At 40.9% G+C, this 25,509-nt stretch carries 11 protein-coding genes and 1 other RNA gene; 11 read left to right on the top strand and 1 reads right to left on the bottom strand.

Annotation, left to right across the window (positions count from 1 at the left end; all coding sequences use genetic code 11):
* Positions 1-578: 578 nt before the first annotated feature.
* The 11 genes from M23134_RS38480 (at position 579) to M23134_RS38475 (ending at position 23,120) form a co-directional block, all read left to right on the top strand.
* A complete protein-coding gene (locus M23134_RS38480) occupies positions 579-1,736 on the top strand; it encodes a hypothetical protein (protein WP_053337329.1) in 1,158 nt (385 codons plus the stop codon).
* A 10-nt stretch (positions 1,737-1,746) separates the two neighbouring features.
* Positions 1,747-2,256 (top strand): hypothetical protein, encoded by a 510-nt coding sequence (locus tag M23134_RS18695; protein WP_045113850.1) that lies wholly within the window; start codon positions 1,747-1,749, stop codon positions 2,254-2,256.
* A gap of 18 nt (positions 2,257-2,274) precedes the next feature.
* On the top strand, positions 2,275-9,540 hold the full coding sequence (locus M23134_RS18690; RefSeq protein WP_002698708.1) for a LamG-like jellyroll fold domain-containing protein: 7,266 nt from the start codon (positions 2,275-2,277) through the stop codon (positions 9,538-9,540).
* A gap of 151 nt (positions 9,541-9,691) precedes the next feature.
* The gene (locus M23134_RS18685) at positions 9,692-11,107 is read left to right on the top strand and encodes a hypothetical protein (RefSeq protein ID WP_002698706.1); all 1,416 of its coding nucleotides are present in this window, start codon (positions 9,692-9,694) and stop codon (positions 11,105-11,107) included.
* A 733-nt stretch (positions 11,108-11,840) separates the two neighbouring features.
* The gene (locus M23134_RS18680) at positions 11,841-12,116 is read left to right on the top strand and encodes a hypothetical protein (protein WP_157558543.1); all 276 of its coding nucleotides are present in this window, start codon (positions 11,841-11,843) and stop codon (positions 12,114-12,116) included.
* Between the two features lie 867 nt (positions 12,117-12,983).
* Positions 12,984-15,470, top strand: coding sequence for a TonB-dependent receptor (locus M23134_RS18675; RefSeq protein WP_075164041.1), 2,487 nt, complete (start codon positions 12,984-12,986; stop codon positions 15,468-15,470).
* Between the two features lie 209 nt (positions 15,471-15,679).
* A complete protein-coding gene (locus M23134_RS18670) occupies positions 15,680-17,182 on the top strand; it encodes an ABC transporter permease (protein WP_002698700.1) in 1,503 nt (500 codons plus the stop codon).
* 5 nt (positions 17,183-17,187) lie between these two features.
* On the top strand, positions 17,188-18,600 hold the full coding sequence (locus tag M23134_RS18665) for a DUF3526 domain-containing protein (protein WP_045113849.1): 1,413 nt from the start codon (positions 17,188-17,190) through the stop codon (positions 18,598-18,600).
* A gap of 1,058 nt (positions 18,601-19,658) precedes the next feature.
* Entirely contained in the window at positions 19,659-20,357 is a 699-nt protein-coding gene (locus M23134_RS18660; RefSeq protein WP_002698693.1) for an ABC transporter ATP-binding protein, read from the top strand.
* A gap of 22 nt (positions 20,358-20,379) precedes the next feature.
* A complete protein-coding gene (locus M23134_RS18655) occupies positions 20,380-21,807 on the top strand; it encodes an ABC transporter permease (protein ID WP_002698692.1) in 1,428 nt (475 codons plus the stop codon).
* A 14-nt stretch (positions 21,808-21,821) separates the two neighbouring features.
* Entirely contained in the window at positions 21,822-23,120 is a 1,299-nt protein-coding gene (locus M23134_RS38475; RefSeq protein WP_002698691.1) for a DUF3526 domain-containing protein, read from the top strand.
* 1,388 nt (positions 23,121-24,508) lie between these two features.
* On the opposite strand, the gene ssrA is transcribed toward M23134_RS38475, so the two are convergent.
* Positions 24,509-24,877, bottom strand: a transfer-messenger RNA (tmRNA) gene (gene ssrA / locus M23134_RS39930).
* Positions 24,878-25,509 lie beyond the last annotated feature (632 nt).

Here is a 25,509-nt window from a genome sequence, read left to right as displayed (position 1 = left end):
TGTTCTTCCTTCTTCTTTTATAAAAGCTTGTTTAAAATTAATGATCTAGGCTAAAAAAGTGTCCCCGAATACAAGTTCGGGACTTACAGTTTTTACGCGTTAACTTCGGTAATTTTTGCGCCAATAGCTTTAGCTATTCGCTTAAAAATGTATCTCATTAGCACAAAAAACTCATCATTTTTAACTCTGAAAACAAAATTTAAACAAGCTCTAATTCTATGCTGAGGCATCAACTAATAATGCAAAATTAATAGATACCCCTTGGTTTTAGCCCAGTATGTAGGAAAAAGTACCAATTCGTTACTTTTGTCCCTAAATTCGATGACATCGTCCCAAAACTTGCCCACTTTATCCCTCAAAAAGTTGCCTCGCCTTCCTCAAATAGCCTTCATAGTACCAGCATTTCAAGAAATAGTACAATAAAATTCTCTTCTTGCCCCTTATATACCACCAAACTGCCTTTTCGTCCCTGTTTTAGGAAAGCCTTGCGGCTCTTGCTTTTTTTGTACAAAAACAATCAGGGGACTCCGAAAACCTAGCAATAGAGTAGGGAATTTGATTACTAATAATTATAAAATATGAAATTTTTAAGATTTACATTATTAATAACAGGGCTATGCGCCTTGAGTTTTTTTGCGGAGGTGAAGGGGCAAAAAACTGGTCTGATATGGAATGATGGTAATCTAGTGGCCTCTTCTAATCTGGGTTCGCTCAAATTCAAATCTAATTGGAATGGGGATAATGTCTCGAACCGTCCTATTACATTTAATGTAAAAAAAGAGGATGTCGTAACCATTAACAATTACAATGAAAATAGGGTACTAGAGTTATTAGGTTCTACAAATTTGAAACTTAATTCCGGTTCAATTGAAGGAGGTAAATTAAACAGTCTTGGACACCTTGAACTCCGAGCCAATAGTGATGGAATAGTTAACGACGAACGTATCAAGTTTTTTGTGGCTGACAAGCAACTAGCATCTTTTATGATTGACGACAGAGCTCAAATATTTGAGTTGTACGAGAATACCGACCTTAGGTTAAATCTAGGGTCAATTTATGGAAGCAGGTTAAGTAATAATGCACACCTTATACTCGAAGCCAATAATGATAAAACAGATGCTGACGAGCGCATCAAGTTTTTCGTAAGAGGATCACTTTTAGCTTCTTTTATGCACAGTAAAGATGGCTATAAATCATTGATCTTACGCCCAAGCACCAATTTGAACATTTCTGATGGTAAACTTTCATTTGGGAAACAGGATAATTTCAAAAAAATAGCACTATGGGATAGTAACAACGACTGGTATGGATTAGGTATGTCGTCAGGAGAGGTTCGTATGCAAATTGGAGGCCAAGGAGGTAACAGGTTTAGTTTTTATAGAGGAGAAAACAAGCTTTTAACTATTGAGAAAGATGGAACTGTGATAGCCAAACGGATAAAATTAGATATAGGCAGTTTCCCCGACTATGTGTTTGAAAACGACTACGACTTGATGCCTTTAGAAAAAGTAGAAGCCTACATCAAAGCCAACAAACATTTGCCTAACATGCCTAGCGAAGCTCAAGTATTGAAAAACGGCATGGACGTAGGGCAAATCAATACTATTTTGGTAGAAAAGGTAGAAGAACTGACCTTACATACTATAGCACAGCAAAAGCACATCAAAGCACTGAAGGGCGAAATAGCCGCTTTTAAAGCCCAACTCAAGGAAATCAAAAGTTTATTGAAGAAGTAATTTTATCATAATGAAGCATATCACTTATATTTTGCTAGCGGGATTGCTATGCCTGTGTGGCATGGCTAAGGCCCAAAACTACACCACGTTTAAGTTTATTGCCGAAAAGGACAATAAAGTATTAACTATACGCAACAGCAACCTGAACAAAGAAGCAAAACAGGTGCACCAAAGTCAGCTTGCCCAGTTGTTTATTATGAAAAAGCTCGACAACTATAACGTATTAATTGCGTTTGCGCAAAACCCTGATTTGTTTTTGAAACGAAACAATGATGGTTCGCTGAGCCTGACAAAAATTCCAGGTAATGATCCTAAACCAATGGATTTTCAATGGACAATATTGTATGCAGGGTTTCCGTACCTGGTCATTGCCAGAGCTAGTGATCCTAGCCGAGCCATTCGTTACGATCAGGCACAGGGCAGGTTCAGGCTTGATGCGCTCCCTCAGTTGCCTAATAACAGGAGTAAAATAGCTGCCGATTTTCGCTTCAAAATCGAAAGAGTTCTCAACACCTTTTAAGCTTTTTTAATAAACGATATGAAATTAATTAATTTATATATAAAAAAAACACTGTTTTTATTGCTGTTTGTATTGCTATGGCAAGGCATACAAGCACAAAAAACAGCCGGAGTGTTACATTTGCATAAAAACAAGTATGCCTCCCACGCCAATCTGGGGTTTAACCTTCAGAGCAATTTTATAAACCAGGGGATAAAAGGCGAAGCCACCCTGGAGTTTTGGGTCAAGTCTACCCAAGCAGGTAACCACTGGATGCTGACCGATGTAAGCACCGATGCTACCCAGTTTAAACTATATATGCACAATAAAAACCGATTGGCTCTAAAGGTAAAAAACCATCCATTGGTAACCATAAACGCAGGCAATGTAGAGCATAACTTATGGCACCATGTCGCATTGACAGTGTTTGCCAATGCTACTCAATGCGAACTGTATGTTAATGGAGTAAAAAGAGGACAGTTTCCCTTTAGTAATGGTGTTTCTAAGTTATTTTTTCTCAAGAAACACCATCAGGAAATGTTTCTGACCGAAATAAGAGGCTGGGACAGACGAAGAACTGCTGCTCAGATTGCTCAGAATCAATGGAAGTCGTTTATCAATGAAGATTTGACAACCCTGAAAAACAGTCAAGGGCTCAGATGTTTGTATGGTACTAACCAGCAAAGCCAGGTTCCTCAGCCTTCGTTGCTCGACCTTACGCTTGGCTACTGGCAAAATGCAGTACCAGGATTTGCCACAAAAGTAAAGGCTGTAGCCAAATACAAAAATGAGCAACTTGCCATTACCCGTTCCGATGTAAATCACCCAATACTGGACAACAACATTATTCGGCTTACTGCCACCAAAGGGGTGTACGAAAATAAAATACAATTGCGTTGGCTGCATATTAAAGGAGCCAATGGTTACAATATATATAAAAACGGAACCCTTATCGAAAACAAACCCGTGAGCGGCACCACAGTATCTACCGAGATTCATTACGATGACGCTTCGATTTTACCACAGGAGATGTACGCTTACAGGGTAGAAGGCTACAAAAACGAAGACGGAGGTTTTAAACCTTTGGGTGTTGATCAGGGCTTTATTTTTCCTAATGGAAGGATTACTGGAACCGTAAAATCGAAAGAAGAATTGCTCATGGAACATGTGGCAATTACTGCCAAGCCTGTATCGCAGGGTCTGTATGGGCGTGCCTTGAGATTAAATACCAATACTACTCCGGTTACAGTAAAACAAATAGAGGTGTTCAGAAACCTGCCTGCTTTTACTCTAGAGTTTTGGTACAAAGGTTCGGGTGGCAACAATACCATTTTTGCATTGGGTAACACCAAAGTACAGGTGGCTGGCGCCAGTATAAAAGCTACCCATCATACTGGAGGCGACTATATTAAATTGAATACCAATAAGGTAATCGACAATAAATGGCACCACTACGCCGTTACTTTTGCCCAAACTGGAGGGCGTATTTATGTAGATGGAGGCAGGGAAGTAACTGTTAACCTAAAAAAGACTTTTACTGCCAATATAAGCAATGCTACTGCCTACCGTTACAATAACCTGGCTTTGGTAAGCTCGTTTGCGTTCAATGCGCAAATCTCTAAACCTTATGCTATAGATGAATTGAGGGTATGGAACGCTCAGAAAAAAAAGGTGCTTAAGCAGGGCAATCAGGTATGGGAAACTAACCAGGAATATAGCAAAAGATTAGATACTGAAACCAAAGAACGTTATAAGCATGTAATTTCAGGCAATGAAGCATCCTTGCTGTTGTACTATCGTTTCGACCTGGGACATAACCACAATGGGACATCTTATGTATACAACCAGGCAAAAGGCCAGCGGGGAAGTTATACAGGCAGTGGCAAAAATGTACAGTGGCTGGCTGCTACCGCCCAACCTGCAGCTTTGCAGTATGGCACATTTACCGACGACCAGGGTAAATATACACTGGCAATGATGCATACTGGTACGCAAGCCAGTGGGGTAAACTTTAGGGTAACTCCTCAGAAACCTGACCATACCTTTGCCCCGACATACCGACAAATAACCTTGCGAAGAAGTCTTAATAAGGCTGAGTATACCAAAGAAGCCAACTTTATCGATGAGTCTACTTTCCCGCTTGCTGGGCACGTGTTGTACAAGGTTGACAATAAGCTGTACCCAGTACCTGCTGGGCAACAGTTTACACTGGGTGGCAGGCTAATCCAAGGTAACGACCCCAACTTTAAGACTAATCAATCAGGTGCTTTTAGTATAGGTGCACCCGTAGGCAGGTATGCGGTGGCTGTATACAATCCGCTGGAAGAAATGTCGCCAGGCACCCAAACCCTGGCATTTGATGGCAAAGACGATTATGTAGTAGCTGAAAAGGCAAATAACTTTCAGAAAAACGGTACCTGGTCGGGTTGGATAAAAAGAGGTAACTTTGGGCAGGAGGGTGCCCCAAGACTACAAACCATTATGCAAGTAGGTAATGTACGTCTGGTACTGAAAAACAATGCCTCGCTACAGCTTATGAAAGGTAATACAGTGCTGAAAACTTCTGCCGAAAACATAGGCAACGAATGGAGCTTTTTTGCTTTTACGTACAACAAGGCTACTAATCAGTTTGTATTGTATGTAAGAGATGTACCACATTACAAAGATGGAGCCGCAGGCATCAATATGCAGGGTAAACTTCATTTGGGTACCTATCAGGGCAATCAGCGCAGTCAGTTTTTTAAAGGAAACCTGCACCTGATAGAATATCGGAACGTGGTGGCAAACACAGCCTTGATTAAGCAAATTAAAAATGGAGATTACATAGCCAGTGATCAAAACAATCTGAAGATTTCTTATGGATTTACCGAGACTGCTCAAGAAACTATGCGTACAGTAAGCTTATTACCCAATGCACAAAACTATGTACTTGAGCTAAAGAACGGATTAAAAAGAGACGAGCAGACATTGCATACCTATACTCGTAAGACCAAGCAGTTGTATGAAGCTGGAGGAGAAGAGGAGTATGTTAAGAAGCTAATTGACCCCAATAACCCCAGCCAGTATAACTTTAACATTATAGACCCAATAACCGATTTGAAGTTTTATAACAAAACACGTTTTGGTTTTGTAGGTAATATCGTTATACCCTGTGGTTGTGACATAGGCTTGTGGAACGTACGGATAAAACGTACCGACATAATAACTCCCAGGTACGAAAAGACCTACACAGGCAATGCTGCCAAAGCCTTGTTTAACACAAACTTTACTGTATTTACGCTTCCGGGTTTGATGCCAGGCAGGTACAAAGTATACCTGACCAACCAAGAAAACTCAACCATTCAACTGGAGTCGCCTGTAATAGATTTGACTAAGGGCTGGAAAACCTTTCAGTTCGAATACCGCAACCCTTTGCAATTACAAGCACAGATAATCGCCAAAGTTGGCAATACAGAGCAGTCACTGAATACTCAAACAGGTTTGTCGAGAATTAAAGCTAAACTGACAAACCTAAAGCCAGAAGAATACTGCAGCGACAAACAAGCCTATATTTTGGAAAAGCAGGTGGGGTACTTACTTACAGTAAAAGCCTTTGAGCAATACCGTACAAAAAAATGTTTTACTAAAGGTGTAAAGTATAAATATACAGGCGATTTGGGTACAAAAGTGGCTGAGTCGGGAGGTTCTACCGGCCAAGATACGTTGTTGTTCAGGGCACTGGAACCCAACTTTATAACACCCTATACCCGTACTTTAAACATAACAGCTACCCATGAGCAAAGAGTAAAACAAATTCCTGTAAAAGCTTTTGTGACGGGAACCACCCAGTACAATAATGACTTTACGCTGGAAGCTCCTCCCAACATTATAGCAGTAGTACACGACCCTCCAGGCAGCAATAGTTCAGCTTCGTTGTCGAGCAATGTGAGTTTTGCTTTTTCCGAAAGTGTATCGCATGCTGGAGGAGCCGACATAGATATTGACTTTTCGACTGGGTTGGATAAAGAGTATTATACTGGTTTTTGGGCTGGTGTAGGCGGAGGTGCCTTGTTTCTGGAAAAAATAATAGACACAGAAACCAAAAATAATATAAAAATTACCGAAAACTTTAAGTTTGGAAACGCCAATACCAGGGGGGCAGAGGTAAGCCTGAACCAAACCATTACTACTTCTAGTGACCCTGATTTGCCTGGTATAGCCAGCGACATATATATTGGCTATACACCCGTGATTCACATGGGTAAAGGACGAACCCTGAAAATGAATGGTTGTACTCCAGATTTTAAGGAAAACGTAAACGTAATTAAGCCAGACCGTAAACCTTTCTTTGTACATACCCATCAACATATAAAAGATGTGACCATACCCAACCTGCAAAGAGCCAAGGTGGTGGCTACCAGCCAACGGGATAAACAAATGTATCAGAAACAAATAAGCCGCTGGAATGCCATCCTTCAGCAAAACGAACAAGCATACGCCAATGCTGCTTCGCTGGCTAAGTTTCAAGTATCGAACAATGCTGGAACCCAAAGTTTTCCTGAATCAGTGGCTTTTTCGGCTGGCGCCAATGTATCTTACGAGCTAACCGATACTAACAGCGAGGGAGATGGCAACACAGAGGGAACTAAAACAAGTATTAACAAAAACTTTGGTACATCATTTAACATTTTTGGAACCTTGATAAACTTCAACACAGGAGTAACAGGTTACCACGAATATGAAAAAAGTAAGAATGAGGATGGCTCACGCAAGGATACTTATAGTTTTTCTTTGGCAGACAGCGACTTGGGCGACCAATTTGACATTTTAATAAAAAAAGATGTGAATCATGCATATGCCACACCTATTTTTAAAACTGTGGCAGGCAGAAGCAAATGCCCAGTAGAAGTAGGTACTCAACCCCGTGAAGGTGTAGAGATTACATCTGATGCCCAAACAGGAACTGCCAACCTGGGTGAAGCTGTGGCTTTTAATGTTACTTTGAAAAACACCCAAGTAGCCAGCGAATCTACAGGTACTGGCAAAGATAAAACCTATATGCTAAAGGTGTATAAAAACTATGGAGCAACTGTTAAATACAACGGGCACCCGCTAAACGAAGGTGGACAAGTAATTATACTGGATACAGAAGAGCCAGATTATGTAAAAAGAGGATTGCTTACAATTGAGCGTAATCCTGCTTCACCTAAAGTAAAATACGAAGACATTTCTGTGGTTTTTTATTCTCAGTGCGAAAACGCCAGCGGATCTATTAATTATTATGATGCCAACGTAAAACCAAAAACCCATGTAAAGCTTGCTGATACCTTGTATTTATCAGCAGAATTTCACCGCCCTTGTGTAGAGAAAATAGAGCTGCAAAGCCCTGCCAATAACTGGGTAGTAAACAGTCATTCTGGTAATCGGATAGATTTCATTTTTAAAGTTGCCAATCCGGAAGATTCGTTCAATAAACTTTTTATTGAATATTCGACTGCCCAAAGCAACGTACCCGAAATATTGGCTGAAGTAACTAATCCATTGACCACGCTTACCAAAAGAGCCGATGGCTATTATATATATTCAGCTGATGTAAGCGGGTTGCCCAATGGAGCTTATAACCTACGTCTGACTCCTCAGTGTGGCATTGGAAACGAGCTCTGGCGCAAGCAAAAATCAACTGTGTGGATATCGGGTAATATTTACCGTCAAAAACCCATATTTGTTGAACTTACACCAGGTAATGGTAGTGTATGGGAGAGCGGAAAAATTAAGGCAAAACTTAACCGTGCCATCAAACAAGATGGTTTAACTTCGCTCAATATTTCACTGCGCGGGGTATTGGCTGGCAAAGAGTATGTACCCACATCGGTTAAATTGGATAATGTGGCAGACTATCTGCAGGTGCCTGACCAAGCCGCACTAGATTTGAATGGCGCATATACCATTGAGTTTTGGGTAAGACCTGATCGTTTACCAACACAACAGGTAGCCATTATAGAGAAAGGTAATAACTTTAGAATTTCGCTGAGAAATAACGGGCAAATAAACAACGCAAGATCGTCATCTTCTCAGTCGCTGACAGTAGCCAAATGGACCCATGTAGCCATTGTATATGACGGTGACCGAAATATAAAAACGTATTTTAACGGACAACTGGTAGCCGAAAAAGGAAGTATACTAAAATTCGGGATCAACAATGCCCCATTAACGGTGGGTAAAGTGTTGAATGGCGATGCTTTTATTGGTGCTTTGGACGAACTGAGGGTGTGGAGTGTAGCCAGATCGAAAGCGGCTATTGTGACTGATTACAAACGAATGCTTACCGGAAACGAAGCCAACCTGCGAGCTTACTATGTGTTGGACAACATAGCCTTAGGTACAGAAAAAATGCGTGACTTTACAGGTAAAACGATGGGTACAAAGGCAGTAGGTGTGGCATGGGATACCCGAAGCAATGCTGCACCAATGGATAAGGATAAAGTAGTACAAAGTGTACCTATAGATATTCACCTTTCTGGTAACCGGGAGATTATTATTGAACCTAAGAGCAACTTCCCTGATATTTATCTCGAAGGAGCCTTGCTTACTGCTTACATTGCCGAAGGTGCAGCCACAGATCACTTTGGGAATAAGGCTAATGCCAAAAGCTGGAAATTTCTGGTAAATAAAAATAAGGTTTCCTGGGATATAAATAATATAGAAATTGCCCAAAAACAAGGACAAGCCTACAGTTTCTCGGCAAACCTGCAGAACAGCGGGGCTCTAACACCTACCTACAGATTTGAACACTTGCCCAATTGGCTTACTTTGGCTAACAAGCAGTTGAATACTGGATATAACCTGCCTGCGGGGTTTAGCCACTTGGTAAATTTGACAACAAAGGCAAACCTTGCCAACGGAGTGTACGAAGATTGGGTAAAAGCCCACACCCCACATGGTGTAGAAATGTTTCATGTAAAACTCACAGTGTCGAGCACAATTACCCGAAACTCTCAGCAAGTTACCTTTGCCTCTAAAAAGGCCGAAAATGCAGCCACAACAGGAAGACAGGGTTATACATTGTCGAAAAACTACCCTGACCCGGTAGAAAACACAACCAAGTTTGACTATTACTTGCCAGAAGATACCTATATAGAAATCAATATCTATAACTTATTAGGTCAAAAAGTGAAAACGTTGGTATCAAAAAAGCAAAAACACGGTAACTACACCATTGTTTGGGACAAAACAAACCAACAAGGCAGCCCTGTGAATGCAGGTATGTATGCCTATGAACTAAAAGGTGGTGGAGTACGCATTGTAAAAAGGTTGATAGTAAAATAATAGCAAAAGTTTGACAAAGCCTTAGAACTTATCTAAGGCTTTGTTTTTTTAAATTTTATGATGAATTGTTGCCAAAAAAGGTAGACTACTTCTAACATAAAACCCATCACTTTTCAACCTCTATCACATCATCACCATAAAAATTATACTTATGAAATATTTATATACGCGTGTAATTTGTGCCCTGCTTGCTTGTGGCGCCTTGTTTGGTTGCCATAAGAGAAGCAACATACAACCCCAAAAGGAGCACCCTCAAGCACTGGCAAGTAGTAATGTCCGTACTACTGCGTCCATATCTCAACAGAGTATGTTGGCGGCTACCTTGCTCAATACCCAGTGGCGTACTTACTTTGAACTGCCCCAGATGTCAACCGATGACATGGCAAACACGATGATTGTAGAACTGAACAAAAGAACAGCAAACGACATCGCTTCGTTGACAAACATCAACCAGCAACAATTGGCAGCCTATGCCCTTGCCTACGATTTGCTCAGAAAAGCGGGCATCAGAAGTGCCCAGACGCTTAAGGAGATGAGTTTACCCGATATTGTAAATACGCTCATCGTTGAAAACTCGCTTCGTTTGGAAGAGTACTCGGTACCCGCTCTGCAACAAATGCCTGTACAAAAACTCGTGCAATTGGGTTATAGTTGGTACTTGCCTCAGGCACACGCCCCCTTGCTGGCAAAGCTGGCAAATGCGACTCAAGACCCATTATTTGCCGCCAAAGACAGTGCAAACAGGGGCTTGGATGTGTTGAAGATAGTAGCCACCGAACGCAATGGGATGAATGGGTTTAAGTACTTGGGCACTTACCATGTGCACACCAACGGAGACAATTTTAACCTGGTATTGGGAGCTTCCAATGATTTGAAAAACTGGGTAAAGGTGGTACAAATTGATGTAAATGCCCACCAGGGCGACATAGTAAAGTGGGGCAATGGTTACCTGATTACATACGAAGAAGACAAACAACAAGGGGCAAATAACATTCGACTGCGTTATTATGACTCTTACGAAGAACTAGTGGTCAACCGTTTCTCGTTTGACAAAAAACTGGAACGACAAATAGGCAAAAACAATGTGGAAGGCACTCCAGACATCAGGGCATTGAGCGGCACCTCTCCCTTGAATGGCTCTATTGCCTTAGGATTTCATTATTATGATCAAATACAAGGGGTACCTGTAGACAAACTGGCGTTTGGAGTATTGACCAATGGCAGCCAGTGGAATAGTTGGCAAGATGCTATAGCCAACTACAACCTGCGTGAAATGGATTTTAGGGGAAACATCGGAAGCCGCAAGAGCTTTCAATACCAAGGGCAAACCTTGACCCTACAGGAAGCCCAAAAGGCTTATAACAGTTGGGACACCTGGAATGTAATGTTGGGTGAGGGAGGCTTTTATACCAGAGTAAATATCCAAACTCCCCTCAACGCTACCTCTTTTGCCAACCCTTCTATTACCCATCTTTCGGGCAATGAATATGTCATTACTTGTTTTATGCCTAGCGAAGGGAATCTTCCAAGTGAAAGAGGAACGTTGATTTATGAGGTAAACCTATAAGTCTCCAGACTTAACACCAGCAAATAAGGGCAAGTTTTTAACTTGGCTCGGTTCAGAGAAGCGAAAGGATTGGTGGGATGAGCAGATAGCGTTCACACCAAGCTGTGTAGCGATTGATTTGATTGTACATAAAAGAAGTATTTTGAGCAACGTGAAAAGTCTGAATTCAAACAATTACGCACCAGATTTTTCACTGCGTTCAAAATGACAAAATCCATCCCCCAGACTTAACACCAGCAAATAAGGGCAAGTTTTTAACTTGGCTTGATTCAGAGAAGCGAAAGGATTGGTGGGATGAGCAGATAACGTTCACATCAAGCTGTGTAGCGATTGATTTGATTGTACATAAAAGAAGTATTTTGGGCAACGTGAAAAGTCTGAATTCAAACAATTACGCACCAGATTTTTCACTGCGTTCAAAATGACCGCATCACAGTACACTAACTCTAATCAATTTAGCTATTAAGTTTGGTTAGAAGATTAGCTTCTATTTAAAAAGTCTAAACACACAAAAATCTGAAAACAGCCTACTCATTTTAAATATCAGTTTGTTTGGAGAACGCCTGAAAATTGGTTGTACATTTTACCCGTTTTTTTAGTAGTAGCGCTCATTATCGATAATTTTACCCACCACCGGGGAAGTCGAGACCTGGCAGCCTACCGCCCCACTGACAAAAGAGTGGAGCAAGCTCGTAAAGGGCAAAAAATTGGACAAAAATAAACCGAAGAGTTGGTGTCCGATGAAACTGAACTCACCGATACGGCTCGTTCCCTGGATCAGCCATTGCCCGAAGATAAAAATCAGCCCTTTTTCATGCTGTCGTATTTCCCTATTCAGCAATGTTTTTTTTGTGGAGCGGCTAGCCCCGAATCTATAGTGGGGGCAAACAGCCCCAAAGGTATTCGGCTTGATGGTAAACGACTGAAAATAAAGGGAAAACTGACCTTGAATACTAAAAACCCTGAGCACTTATTTTACATTCTAAATGAGGCAACAAGAGCAGGCTAATAACAGCAACATCATTGCTTATGCAACAATGTTGCATATTTAAAATTAATTCTATACCTTCGCTTCGAATTTTTCAATCTAGTACCTTATCCTCTAAGTAAATGCACCATTTATTTTGGATGAGATTTGTTCTCTGATGAACTTCAAAAACCGATGGCTACAGCTTTGCTGTGCCGAGCTCTGCCAACGGCTAATTGAGCAGAGTTAGTTTACAATTCCGATGCATATCGGAACCGGAGCTACGCGATATTTTTTAAGTAAAGTCAGGGGGCAAATATCGCCGAAATAATGTATCAGGTATTTAGAGGTTGAGGTACTAAACTACTTGCTTTAATTCAGGGCTTTAAGAGTAGCTACTCATCGTTACATACCCATTCTATTTACTTTTTTTAATGCTGTAATAAAGCGGAGAAGTGTGTCTTTTCCGAATGAAAAAACTATTTGTCCCACTTACACAAATTATGGGATATGGTGACTTATATTTTTAAACACGGGCTTCGGAGGTAAATATCATAGAGGAGGTCTTTGCCCGCTTTGATGTGATGATGGGGTATCAACACAAACATTTAAAGTTTCAACTCAACATTCAAAACTTGTCCAATGTTGAAACTTTCCAAAGATTCATTGTTGGTTCCTCTGTACCTCAGTTTCCTCGAAGAACCGTAGCATCACTCACTGGCTTATAAATTCTAAAAACATTCCGCAGGTAGTTTTATTGTATCCACCTGCTTTTAATATGTTCCTGGCTGGCTTAACAGACTTTTATCAATCACTCATTCTGTACGGGAGAAATCAAAACCTGCTAGTATTTGAATGACACTATTCATATTCAATCTATTAATCCAATCATAAAACATACTGTAATTTATGCGATCCAATATTACTTTCATATTAGTTTTCCTGTTCATAACTCAAATTGGGTTTGGTCAAACGGGTAGCATTTTCGGAACCATAAAAGATAAGGCGAATAAACCGCAGTCGGGAGTCCACTTATTATTGGTAAAAACGTCACTTGGGACTACCTCTGACGCCAACGGTAATTATTCTCTGGAAAATATACCTGTGGGTAATTACACCTTGATGGTTACAAAGGTGGGTTTTGGAAAACAACGATTGCCCGTAAGTGTAAAAGCAAATGAAAAAACCAGGGTAGATATTTCGCTGCAAGAAGCTACGTATAATCTGGATGAAATAGCCGTTTATGGACAACGTAAGAAGATTGTTTCTGCTACCAGAACAAATCTGGAGCTGTTGGATATACCTATGGCAGTGCAAGTCATTGATAAACAAATAATCCAGCAACAACAAATCATTAACCTGAGAGAGGTTTTTAGAAACATAAGTGGTATTCAAAATACGGCTGCCTGGGGCAATGGTTCCCGAAGACTTGCGGTGTCGTCCAGAGGTTTTTTATTAACCGATGCCAATTACAGACGAAATGGTCTGCTTATTATGAACGAAGGGAATCACTTTTCTGATCATATTGAGGAAGTACAGATTTTGAAAGGGCCTGCCTCAGTGTTGTATGGAGATGTATCGCCAGGAGGAGTTATCAACTTTGTAACCAAAAAGCCCCAATTGACCGACTTTACCAATTTGCGTTTAACTATGGGTTCTTGGGGCTTGGTGAGACCTTCTTTGGATTTTAACAAAAAACTGGATACCGATGGAAAGATGGCTATGCGCTTAAATGCTACTTATGAAAAAGCAAATAGTTACCGCGACAGAGTCACGAATGAATATATTATGCTTAATCCATCATTTTTGTATAGACCCAACAACAAGGTGAATTGGACAGTAGAGGGGATATTTAGACAAGATAAGAGTGTGGAGGACCCTGGTATTTTTGTGCCAGGTGTAACCCTCGAAGAGGCACGTTCTATCCCATATAATCGCTTTTATGGAAACCCCGCCGCCCGTAATGAGTTTACCGAAACAAGCCTGGTTTCTACGCTGGAGTTGAAGCCACTTGCCAACCTTCAGATTAGACTTACCAATCAATACCAATCTGTTCCACGTCTTAATCGAGGCATATGGCAAAATTGGGTACACAGTGTAGGAGATACCGTGGCATTAAGTAGTTTTGGGATCAATAGTAATGACCCGGCCAACCATCCTTCATTACAGGCTTTGGATGTTACACTGGTAAATAACAATCAGGATATTGTACTAAACGAACCCATCATAGAGTTTGGCAATTCTGCCACATTTAATGCACTAAATAACTATGCTAACCTGCTGGAATTAAATTACAGCTTCAAAACAGGAAGCATCAACCACAGTGTATTTGTAGGTTTTGATTATACGTATTCAACCGATAGAATTACTTATGAGCGTTTTCCTAATTCTATTGGGTCTTTCAACAATCCAGATCCATCAATTATGAATAATATTCTAGAGTTAAACGCCACACCAAGCCCTTATAAGGATGTTTTGACAAGAACCGGTTTAAATATTCAAGAGCAACTGATGTTGTTTAATGATAAACTGCACTTTTTGTTGGGAGTACGCTTTAACTGGTTTAAAAGAGATAGAGACTATGACAATGAATCAGAAAGACCAGATGACTATTTAAACGTGACAGATAATCCGGTTATTCCGAGGTTAGGGATGGTTTTTAAGATAAAATCAAATATTTCAATTTATGCTTCTTATGCAGAGAGTTTTGAGGTAAACGGCCGACACAGGTACAAACCTACAGAGTTTTTAGATCCAACTTTAGGTAGACAATTTGAGGCTGGTGTGAAAGCCAATCTTTTGAATGAAAAACTGGGCATAACGCTGGCGGCTTTTTCGCTCAGAAAAGAAAACCAGCCCAGTTTTATTTTAGCTACCTTGGCCGACGAAAGGGGGGTAAGCTATGACCCTGCCGAAGTTTCCATAGATGGACATATCTTGTATATTTCAAATGCACAACGAAGCCAGGGGGTGGAACTTGATTTTAACGGGAAGATCACCAATGAATTAAATGTTTCAGGTAATTATACTTATTTACAAACTTCCCTGCTTGATGATGTTATTTTCAAAAAAGGTAATGAGTTAGAAAATGCCCCTAACCATAGCCTTGGGTTATGGGCTAATTATAAGTTTTCGAGAATTCTAAAAGGTCTTTCGCTTGGTTATGGAGTGTTTTATCAGGCGCAGTATTTTGGAGATAAAGATAACAGCGAAGGCCAAACCCATTTTGCCAATACGAAGATGTCTTTGATGGTGGGTTATCAATACAAAAAGCTACTGCTGCGATTCAATATTGAAAACCTAACTGATGAGCGCACCTATTTTAACTCGTTTGGTTACTTTTGGTTGCCACAACCGCCCCGCAGAACCTTATTTTCGATTCACTATAGTTTTTAAGTGAGCACTAATAAAATATTCCCTTTTTTTGACAGTAGTTTGGCCAAAAAAGTAGGGCTTTCTTATAAAAAGTGAGAAACCTCTCTGAAGCTTGCAAGCACAAGGTTTCGATCGGGCGTGGAGACACTGCCCGAGGCGGAAATATGGTTTTTCAGGGGTATATTCTCCTAAAGATTCTTTTATAAGAAAACCTTGGCCAAAAAAGGGGAATGTTTCAAGATCAACAACTCTTGTGTCTTGGTCATTTTTGCGAAAAAGACTGGCGCAAGGCCTCGTTTGCAAACCATGAAAAATTACCTAAAACTATGATCTGGAAAATAGCCAAAAAAGAAGTCAGGGAAATCACAAGATCAGGGCAGTTCACCATTTCGCTGGGCATTGTCTTACTGCTCATGATGGTAGCTACCCTGCTGAGTTACAGGCACTATCAACAGACCAACAAACAGTATGAAGGTGCTCGAGTAAGTGAACGCAGTATTTGGGAAAACCAAGACAACAAAAACCCCCACAGTGCGGCCCATTATGGCACCTATGCTTTTAAACCCAAGTATCCTCTGTCGCTAATTGATCCGGGAGTAGACCGGTATTTGGGTATTTCGGTATATCTCGAGGCTCATAAACGCAACGAAGCACAGTTTATGGCTGCTGCCGACCAAACCGGCTTATCTAGGTTTGGTAGCATTACCCCCGACTTTGTTTTACTCTTTTTGATCCCGTTGTTTATCATACTGATTGGGCACAATGTGGTAAGCAAAGAACATGAAAAGGGAACACTAAGGCTGGTCAAAAGCCAGGGAGTTTCTATGCGCTCGCTGGTGGCAGGCAAATGGTTGGGTATGTACGCCCTTATATTGGGTATTACTGGATTTACATTTTTGATGTTGACAATTTTTCTAAGTCAAACCAATGTACTCACTGGATTGGACTGGGGAACTTTTGGCCTGGTGTTTTTTACATATTTAATCTATTATGCCATATTCAACTCGATAGTATTAATTGGTTCAATTCATATTAAACACGCAAGCCTTTCACTGGTAAGCCTTTTGGCAATATGGATGATTACTTGCCTTGCTTTGCCCAAAGCCTCTACTACTATTACAGATTTGCTGCATCCATATCCTACCCAACAACAGTTTACCGCGGCAATTGAAAAAGACAAAGCGCAGGGCCTGGACGGACACACCCCCTGGAGTGCTGCCGCAAAAAAACTGGAAAAAGAAACACTCAAGGCCTACAAGGTTTCCAAGCTAGAGGACTTACCTTTTAATTATGATGGATATCGTATGCAAAAAGGCGAAGAGCACGAAGCCAAGGTGTATTTTGAACATTACAAGGCGCTCAGACGCACTTATCAACAACAAAAGAAGGTCTACAACAGGCTCTCTGTCTTATCTCCTTACCTTCCGGTTCGTTTCCTTTCAATGTCTTTGGCACACACTGATTATGGCACTCATTGGCATTTTTTAGATGCGGCTGAAAAATACCGACTTCAGTTACAGAAAACTCTCAATGGCGACTTTGCCAAAAACTCCGCTTATGGCAACTGGGCATATAAAGCCGACAAATCGTTATGGGCTAAAATTCCCAGGTTTTCTTATTCGCCTCCTAAGCTAGGGCAAATCATCCGCAAAAACACCTGGAGTATTATATCATTATTCTTCTGGTTTATTTTATCAATGGCAGGCTTCTTATGGTCAGCCAAAAAAATATAGAAGCAATGAATTTAATAATTATGCGCACCGAACTAAAGCAGCTTTATCGCAACAAGTGGTTGTTGGTATTGAGCAGCTTGATACTGGCTCTGTTTGTATACGCCGGGTGGAATGGAAAAAAAAGAACAGAACAACGCGACCAATCTATCAAATTGGCCATCAATGAAATGAAACAGCAGGACAAGCTATTGCTTGCTCGGTTAGACTCACTCAAAAAAGGATACAAATTAGACCTACCCAGTTGGCAATACCCTACCCAGCCAACCGCCACTGGAAACTACAACCCTCGGATAGCTGCTTTTCCCTCGGCTAACTTGAGTTTTATCGCGATTGGGCAAAGCGATATTTTTACCCATTATGTCAAACCTACCATCAACGACGACGCTATTAGTCTATCGTTTACAGAACTATCCAGCCCGGTGCGTTTGCTTTTTGGAAACTTTGACCTGTCTTTTGTGCTTATTTACTTATTGCCTCTGATTGTTATTGCATTTTGCTACAACATATTAAGTATTGAAAAAGAATCGGGCTCTTTTAGAGTAGTGGCAGCCAACCCTGTTCGTATTCACCAGTGGCTTCTACAAAAAACCATCTTACGCTTTTTGGTCATGGCGCTTATTATTATGGCTGGTCTCACCCTTTCGCTGATAACAAACGGCGCATCACTTAACTACACCGCCTTCAAGTTTTACCTGGCGGTCATGCTTTATGCACTCTTTTGGTTTGGCCTATGCTTTATAGTAAACCTGTTTGGATATTCTAGCGAAAAAAACGCGGTTACGTTGCTTGGCCTGTGGATTTTGTTGGTATTGATGGTTCCCTCCGTCATCAATCAATTGTCTGCCAGTATTTACCCTATGCCCTCCAGAACCATTTTGATCAATGAAGTAAGAAAAGCACAAGCAGCCGCAGACAAAGCACAAGATAAAATACTAGATGAGTTTTTAAGAGATCACCCCGAGATTGTGGTGAGCAGAGAAGCTGAAGAAGGGACTGCTTACAGGTGGTGGCAACGATATTTTGCTTCTAAAGAGGTGGTAGAAAAACAAATGATGCCTTTGCTTAAAAAATTTGATCAAAAACTGGTGCAACAACAGCACTTGGAAAGAAGACTTCGTTTTTTATCACCATCTGTTATGATGCAAGACGTACTGAATGAACTGGCAAAAACCTCTACCGATCATTACAGAGCTTATCGACAGTGTGTCAGTAGATTTACTAAAAAATGGAAAGACTTTTTTATCCCAATGGTCTATGCCGAAAAAGAATTTACTAAAGAAATGGTCAATAAATGGCCTCAATTTACATTCAATGAATCAAAGATAGCATCAAGGTTTATTTATAATATAGCTGGGTTGTTTCTGTTTTCATTGATCATAGTGTTGATTGGTTTTATTATGAACTTGTTTAAGTTTTAGGCTTTATAGTAACTTAAGTGCTTTTGCATCAATGTTGCGTATAGGGACAGTTTTTGATATATTTGAGCTGTTTGAGACAACATACATTCATTTTACACTTTCATTAGTAAGTAAATAAATAAAGCCTGTGTTTAGCACAAATCAACACAGGCTTTTATTGTATATGATGATTTTTTGCAACTTGTTAACTTTTGCAATACTGTTGCATAAACTAATACAATCTTTTATATTTGTTAAATAACATAAACATATGTCGTTGTTTTCCACAAACCTGAATTTTCATAAAAAAGGGCTTTCTCATATTGAGCTTAATTGTAGTAGGTGGAGCCAATATCGCGCTGTTGAGCTATGAGCGATTTTCGGAGCTGGAAGCGAGCAACAGCGACATTTGACGTACACTCCTGAAAATATCCTGGTTGAAGAAATACAAGGCGCCTGTGCTTTCTCCCAAGTTTAACAAGGCCATCCTGGCGCTCAAAGGCAAAACAGTTACCATTAGTTGGTTACATGATTCCTACCGAAATGTATGATGGAGGAGGGTAGTTTTGGGTGTTGTCGGCTTTGCCATTCAAAAGTTGCTATTTCTGCGGGGGTGCGGGATCGGAGAGTGTACTCGAACGTATACACCAAGCGCAGTAATTTCGATACAGGCAAAGCGACCTTTAAAGGGCAGATAGAGCTCAACAACAGTAATCTTGATCTCTTGATTTATATTCTGAGGGATGCGGAGCAAGTATTAAAAAAATAGCTAAGAATTCATTCTGCTTTAAAATAATAGGCTGTTTTATTAAATGTATGATGAGTATCTTACTAATAATAAGCGAGTTAGATGTTTACTAGATGAAGAGTAATTTCATTAACTGAGTCTCTGACGCCCATAAAGGGCTTGGGTAGACATTAGAAATATTAGGAACTAGTCTAAGTAATTATTATAGATCTAATTATCAATGAGTTATCCATCATACATTGTGAAAAACAGCCTAATAATAATAAGTATGGCCTGTTTTGAGCGCATTGGAGCGTTATGAAGCAGGCTTTTTTTAAAAAACCATATTTCTATGTTAGAAGCAAAAAACCTCAGTAAAAAGTATGGCGACAAAGTAGCGGTTCATCAATTGAACCTGGCCATCAATCCGGGAGAAATTTTCTGTTTGCTGGGAGCCAACGGAGCCGGAAAAACCACGACTATTAATTTGTTTTTGAATTTTATTACTCCTACCGAGGGGCAAGTCTCCATCAAAGGTATCAACGTAGCCAAGCAGCCATTAGAAACCAAAAAACACCTGGCCTACATTCCCGAAAACCTGATGCTGTACGCCAATCTGAGTGGCTTAGAAAACCTCGCTTATTTTTCGGGGTTGGCTGGTAAAAAATTTAGCAAAGCCCAATTGATTGGCTTTTTACAAGAGGCAGGCCTGCAAGATGCGGCTCACAAACAACGGGTGCAAAAATACTCCAAAGGCATGCGCCAAAAAGTAGGCATTGCTATTGCCCTGGCCAAAAATGCCGAGGTGTTGCTGTTAGATGAACCTACCTCTGGACTGGACCCCAAAGCCAGTAATGAGTTTGCCAAATTATTGCAAAAACTCAAAGAGCAAAAAGTGGCTACCCTGATGGCTACCCACGATTTGTTTAGAGCCAAAGAAACAGGTACCCACGTGGGCATCATGAAAGAAGGGCAATTGGTAGAACACCTCACTACTCAGGAAATCAACCACTCTGATTTGGAAAAGCTGTATTTACAGCATATGAATTAAGCCTTTAAAAGTTGAAACAACGATGTTTAGATATTTTTTTGTCAAAGAACTCAAAGAAGTACTGCGTGATGCCCGCTTTCAGGTCATGGGTGGCTTGGTTTTTATCTTGTTGATTACCGCCACTGTGGTGGGGTATCAGGGCTTTCGCCAGTTGCAGCAAATGCGTAAACAAGCCCAAAAACAAGTGCGAAAGGAGTGGGTTACTCAAAAAGACAAACACCCTCATTCGGCGGCTCATTATGGACATATCGCCTTTAAGCCCAAGCCAACCTTGAGTTTTATGGACTTTGGCCTGGATGCCTACACTGGCATGGTGGTATACCTGGAAGCCCACAAACAAAACGATGTGTTGTATAGTCAAGCCCAGGATTCCAACAGTTTAATTCGTTTTGGAGAAATGACCATTGCTTTTGTACTGCAAATGCTGTTGCCGCTGCTGATTATTTTTCTGGTTTTTGCCTCTATCACCAAAGAGCGAGAAGGTGGTACTTTGAAAATGATGGTAAGCCAGGGAATTTCTACCCGTCAAATATTGCTTTATAAAATAGGGAGCTATACCCTAATTATCCTGTTGTTGTTTTTGCCCGCCTTTTTGATAGCCAGCACCTTGTTGTTTCGCCAATCGGGGGCATCTTTGCAAACCCACCTGCCTGGAAAGTTCCTTACACTTTTTGGGGCTTATTGGCTCTATTTCACGATTTTTATTATGCTGGCGGTGTTGGTATCGGCCTTTAGCAAAACCTCCCGAACGGCGTTGGTACAATTGCTGGGAGTATGGATTTTTTTCTGTATTCTAATGCCCAAAGCTACCGCCAATGTAGCCGATAATTTGTATGCATCTCCTGCCAAATACGAGTTTGACAATATCATTAAGAAAAAAGTAGCTCAGGGCATAGACGGGCACAATCCTTCTGACCAACGTTTTGAGGCATTGAAGAAAAAAACACTGAAAAAATACGGGGTAGATTCTTTGTCTCAACTGCCGATTAACTTTAGTGGGCTGGCAATGCAAACCGGAGAAGAATATACCGATAAGGTGTACGACCGGGAGTTTAAGAAAGTACAGGGGGTGTTTAAGGCGCAAAATCGAGTGTCAGAAATAGCCGGGTTGATCAATCCTTTGTTGGCCATTCGTCATATTTCTATGGGGTTGGCAGGTACCGATTATCACCACCACGTACAGTTTGCCACCGAGGCTGAAAACTACCGCCGCAAAATGGTGAAAATGGCCAATAAAGACATGATGGTAAATCAAAAACCGGGCATCGCTTACAGAGATTACAATGTAGGTCGTAATTTTTGGGGAAAACTGCCTCCTTTTCAATACCAAATGGCTTCACTTAGCCAGGTTTTGGGCCAAAACCTGTGGGGAGCCGGGGCTTTGCTGTTTTGGCTGGTTGGCTGTTTTCTGTTCATTGTATATCGCAGTTCTTTTTTACCTATCGTATAATCTTAAATATAGCCATGAAAAAACTATTATTGATTTATAAATTTGAGTGGAAGAACCTGATCGCCAATCGGGTAATGGTGCTTATATTTTTGCTGTTAATTATGAGTGGGGCCTACAGTATTTATTACGGTCAGTCTGAAATAAAGCAACAAAAACAGCGCATTGCCTATCTCAAAAAACAAGAACAGATAAGGCTTGATACTATACGACAACGGATGAAAGCCGATACCAGTATTCAGGTCAACAAAGCAGCGTTTCAACGGGCCACCAATCCAGCCCAACTCAATCGCTTTGTAAAAACGTATGCCATCAATCCGCCAGCACCAATGGCTAGTCTATCTTTGGGTCAGCGCGATTTGCAGCCTTATTATCTTCGTTTAGACGCTACAGCTTTTTACAAGCAAATCAACACCAGCGAAATCAAAAATCCATTGAAGCTTTTTACGGGTAATTTTGACTTGGCTTTTGTATTGGTGTACCTGTTTCCGTTGGTAATTATTTTGCTTACTTATGACATTTATTCCGCCGAAAAAGAGCAGGGCACTCTTCCTTTGCTGGCTTCTCAACCTTTGCAAGTTTCCCAGGTAATGGGAGCCAAGCTTTCCTTTAGATTATTGCTGGTGCTGGGGTTAGGACTGTTACTCACATTGTTGGGAGTGCTCCTCAATGGTATAGCAGTAAGTGCTCAAGTGGGCCAATGGCTGGGGGTAGTGAGTGTTTATATAGTATTTTGGTTTGCTCTGATGTATGGGGTGGTTTTTTTACGCAAAAGTTCGGCGTTTAATGCCATTATTGGTTTGGGAACGTACCTGGTGCTTACTTTGGTGTTGCCTGCTTTGCTAAACATCATCATCAATATTCAGGCGCCGCCTCCTGCCAAAAATGAAATGACCAATATGATTCGCACCCAATTTACCAATCAATGGGGTAACCCCAAAAGCTGGGTATTCAACGATTTTTACCCTAAGTACCCTCAGTACAACGATGGCGATACCCTGAGTTTTAATAAATGGTTTTATGCGGGTTATCTGTTGATGGATGAAAAAGCCCACAAAATTCAGCAAAAATTTAAAGAGCAAATGCAAAAACGTCAGGCTTTGAGCAAACGGTGGTTGTGGATAACACCCGCAGCATTGGTGCAGGAAAAACTCAACGAAATTGCCCAAACCGACTACCAAGCCCAGCAGCGTTACTTGCAAAAAGCGCAAGAGTTTCACGCAAAGTTGAAAAACTTTTATTACCCAAAAATCTTTAAAGACCAAAAAATGACCGTTCAGGAACTTGATAAACTTTTATTCTATGGCGTGAAGTAGGTTTGTTAGAATTAAATTAAGCCTTGGACAATGCGTCATTAATAATCGCAGAACAACCTTCTACGCTCGTTTTTCGGAATACTGAAAAGTACCCTCAGATGCTGGAATCGGGGTCGGTTGTTAAAAGCCTTCCGCAGAAGGCTTGGATGAATGGAAGTCTCCAAACTTACTTGAGTAGCAAAACCTCTCAAAATACTAAGAGCGATGAAATTTACTACACTAGGGCAACCATAAAGGATTGCCCCTACAAAAGGCATTTGAATGGGTTTTGACACTGCTATTTTAAGCTCTAGACAATACAACCTTCTACGCTCGTTTTTCGGAATACTGAAAAACACCCTCAGATGCTGGAATCGGGGTCGGTTGTTAAAAGCCCCGACAGGGGGCAAGCTTTAAGCGACAAGTCGCAAGCTAGACCCTGTTCCACAGGTAACTACACTTTTGTATCACGTTGATTTTCAGTGATTTATGAAAAGCGTAGTTAAAAGCCCCGACAGGGGGCAAGCTTCAAGCGACAAGTCGCAAGCTAGACCCTGTTCCACAGGTAACTACACTTTTGTATCACGTTGATTTTCAGCAGCTTACAAAAAGCGTAGTTAAAAGCCTTCCGCAGAAGGCTTGGATGAATGGAAGTCTCCAAACTTACTTGAGTAGCAAAACCTCTCAAAATACTAAGGGGCGACAAGCGATGAAATTTACTACACTAGGGCAACCATAAAGGATTGCCCCTACAAAAGGCATTTGAATGGGTTTTGACACTGCTATTTTAAGCTCTAGACAATACAACCTTCTACGCTCGTTTTTCGGAATACTGAAAAACACCCTCAGATGCTGGAATCGGGGTCGGTTGTTAAAAGCCTCCAGACTTAACACCAGTAAATAAGGGCAAGTTTTTAACTTGGCTCGGTTCGGAGAAACGAAAGGGTTGGTGGGATGAGCAGATAACGTTCACATCAAGCTGTGTAGCGATTGATTTGATTGTACATAAAAGAAGTATTTTGGGCAACGTGAAAAGTCTGAATTCAAACAATTACGCACCAGATTTTCACTGTGTTCAAAATGACCGCATCACAAGGTTTTTAACTATTCTCAAAATTGAGAATTTGTGCATCAAAAATATTACCTATACATTGTATTTGTTGCCCTGCTGGGTAAAAGTGTGCGCTTAGGCAAAAAAATGAGCCTGCAAACCTTGTTGCTTTACAACTTTTGGCGCAAGCCGTGTACCCCAGCCGTTGGGTGGTGCGCTTTGGGGTGCAGTAGGATTTTATCAAGCCTTGAGAAACCAAGGAAGTGTGTGTAGACTCATTGCCTACAGGTTGGACTGTCACCTCAAAAAACAAAACCCTTTGCAAATCAATGATCTACAAAGGGTTATATCTTGAAAGTTGTGGAGCCGGAGGGATTTGAACCCTCGTCCAGACAAGGAAAGCAAGAGCTTTCTACACGTTTAGAGCATGCTTGGATTTTCGAGTTGAGACAGGTGCATATCAAACCAATACTCAACCTTAGACACTTTGTTTCGCCACTGTACCGTGCCCTTACAATGACTATTTCTGCTTTGTGATGCCTCGGTTGCAAATCCTGCAGAAAGATAGGATTTGCGAGACACTAAGCTATCTAATTCTTAATTAGGCAGCTAGGGCGTAATTTCTTTCGCCAATTATAATTGTGAATGCATTAATTTCAGGAGGAGCATCCATCTCCCGACGTGCTTACGCTTACAATACACAAGCTGTCAATTCCAAGTCGGCCCCGGAATATGTCTCAAAAAGTAATGAAAATGGTTAATTTCCCTCACTTTAAGTGAACAGATAAGACGCAAAGTTACCTAAATAGTTACAAACTCGCAAAATTTTTTATATTTCTTATCAAATGTGGGTAGCTATTGGCTGAGGAGGATTTTATAGGGGTGCCCCAAACAATGATAGCACCCCATAGAAGACAGAGGGGCTCAAGTGCTGCGCTTGCCTTGAAAGACCTACTTTTTCGATCCCTAAAAAGTAGACAAATAAGGTAAATGTTCATAAGAAGCGAAATATAACTATCAACTCCCCTCCTCTTGGTCTTAAGCGCAGCTGACCAAGAGAGCGGGTAACGATAGCGAAGAACGTGCATTGTGTTAGTTTTGCCATTAAGACCACTACAAGTGAGTTTGTATGGGTTTTCAATCAGACTTGGTATAACAATGTTGTTTTATCACCCAATTTTCCACCACTACAAGTTGAGAGGGGCTTCTCCCCTCCTCTTGGTCTTAAGCGCAGCTGACCAAGAGAGCGGGTAACGATAGCGAAGAACGTGCATTGTGTTGGTTTTGCCATTAAGACCACTAAAAGTGAGTTTGTATGGGTTTTCAATCAGACTTGGTATAACAATGTTGTTTTATCAT

This window comes from Microscilla marina ATCC 23134 (genome assembly GCF_000169175.1).
Classification (GTDB): Bacteria; Bacteroidota; Bacteroidia; order Cytophagales; family Microscillaceae; genus Microscilla; species Microscilla marina.
This window is presented reverse-complemented; position numbering and strand designations above follow the sequence as displayed.

What these genes read in the sequence shown, in the direction of transcription:
- M23134_RS18655 (WP_002698692.1), top strand. Translation starts at nt 20,380, where the DNA reads ATGTTTAGATATTTTTTTGTCAAAGAACTCAAAGAAGTACTGCGTGAT.
- M23134_RS18670 (WP_002698700.1), top strand. Translation starts at nt 15,680, where the DNA reads ATGTTTCAAGATCAACAACTCTTGTGTCTTGGTCATTTTTGCGAAAAA.
- M23134_RS18690 (WP_002698708.1), top strand. Translation starts at nt 2,275, where the DNA reads ATGAAATTAATTAATTTATATATAAAAAAAACACTGTTTTTATTGCTG.
- M23134_RS18665 (WP_045113849.1), top strand. Translation starts at nt 17,188, where the DNA reads ATGAATTTAATAATTATGCGCACCGAACTAAAGCAGCTTTATCGCAAC.
- M23134_RS18660 (WP_002698693.1), top strand. Translation starts at nt 19,659, where the DNA reads ATGTTAGAAGCAAAAAACCTCAGTAAAAAGTATGGCGACAAAGTAGCG.
- M23134_RS18675 (WP_075164041.1), top strand. Translation starts at nt 12,984, where the DNA reads ATGCGATCCAATATTACTTTCATATTAGTTTTCCTGTTCATAACTCAA.
- M23134_RS38475 (WP_002698691.1), top strand. Translation starts at nt 21,822, where the DNA reads ATGAAAAAACTATTATTGATTTATAAATTTGAGTGGAAGAACCTGATC.
- M23134_RS18685 (WP_002698706.1), top strand. Translation starts at nt 9,692, where the DNA reads ATGAAATATTTATATACGCGTGTAATTTGTGCCCTGCTTGCTTGTGGC.
- M23134_RS18695 (WP_045113850.1), top strand. Translation starts at nt 1,747, where the DNA reads ATGAAGCATATCACTTATATTTTGCTAGCGGGATTGCTATGCCTGTGT.
- M23134_RS38480 (WP_053337329.1), top strand. Translation starts at nt 579, where the DNA reads ATGAAATTTTTAAGATTTACATTATTAATAACAGGGCTATGCGCCTTG.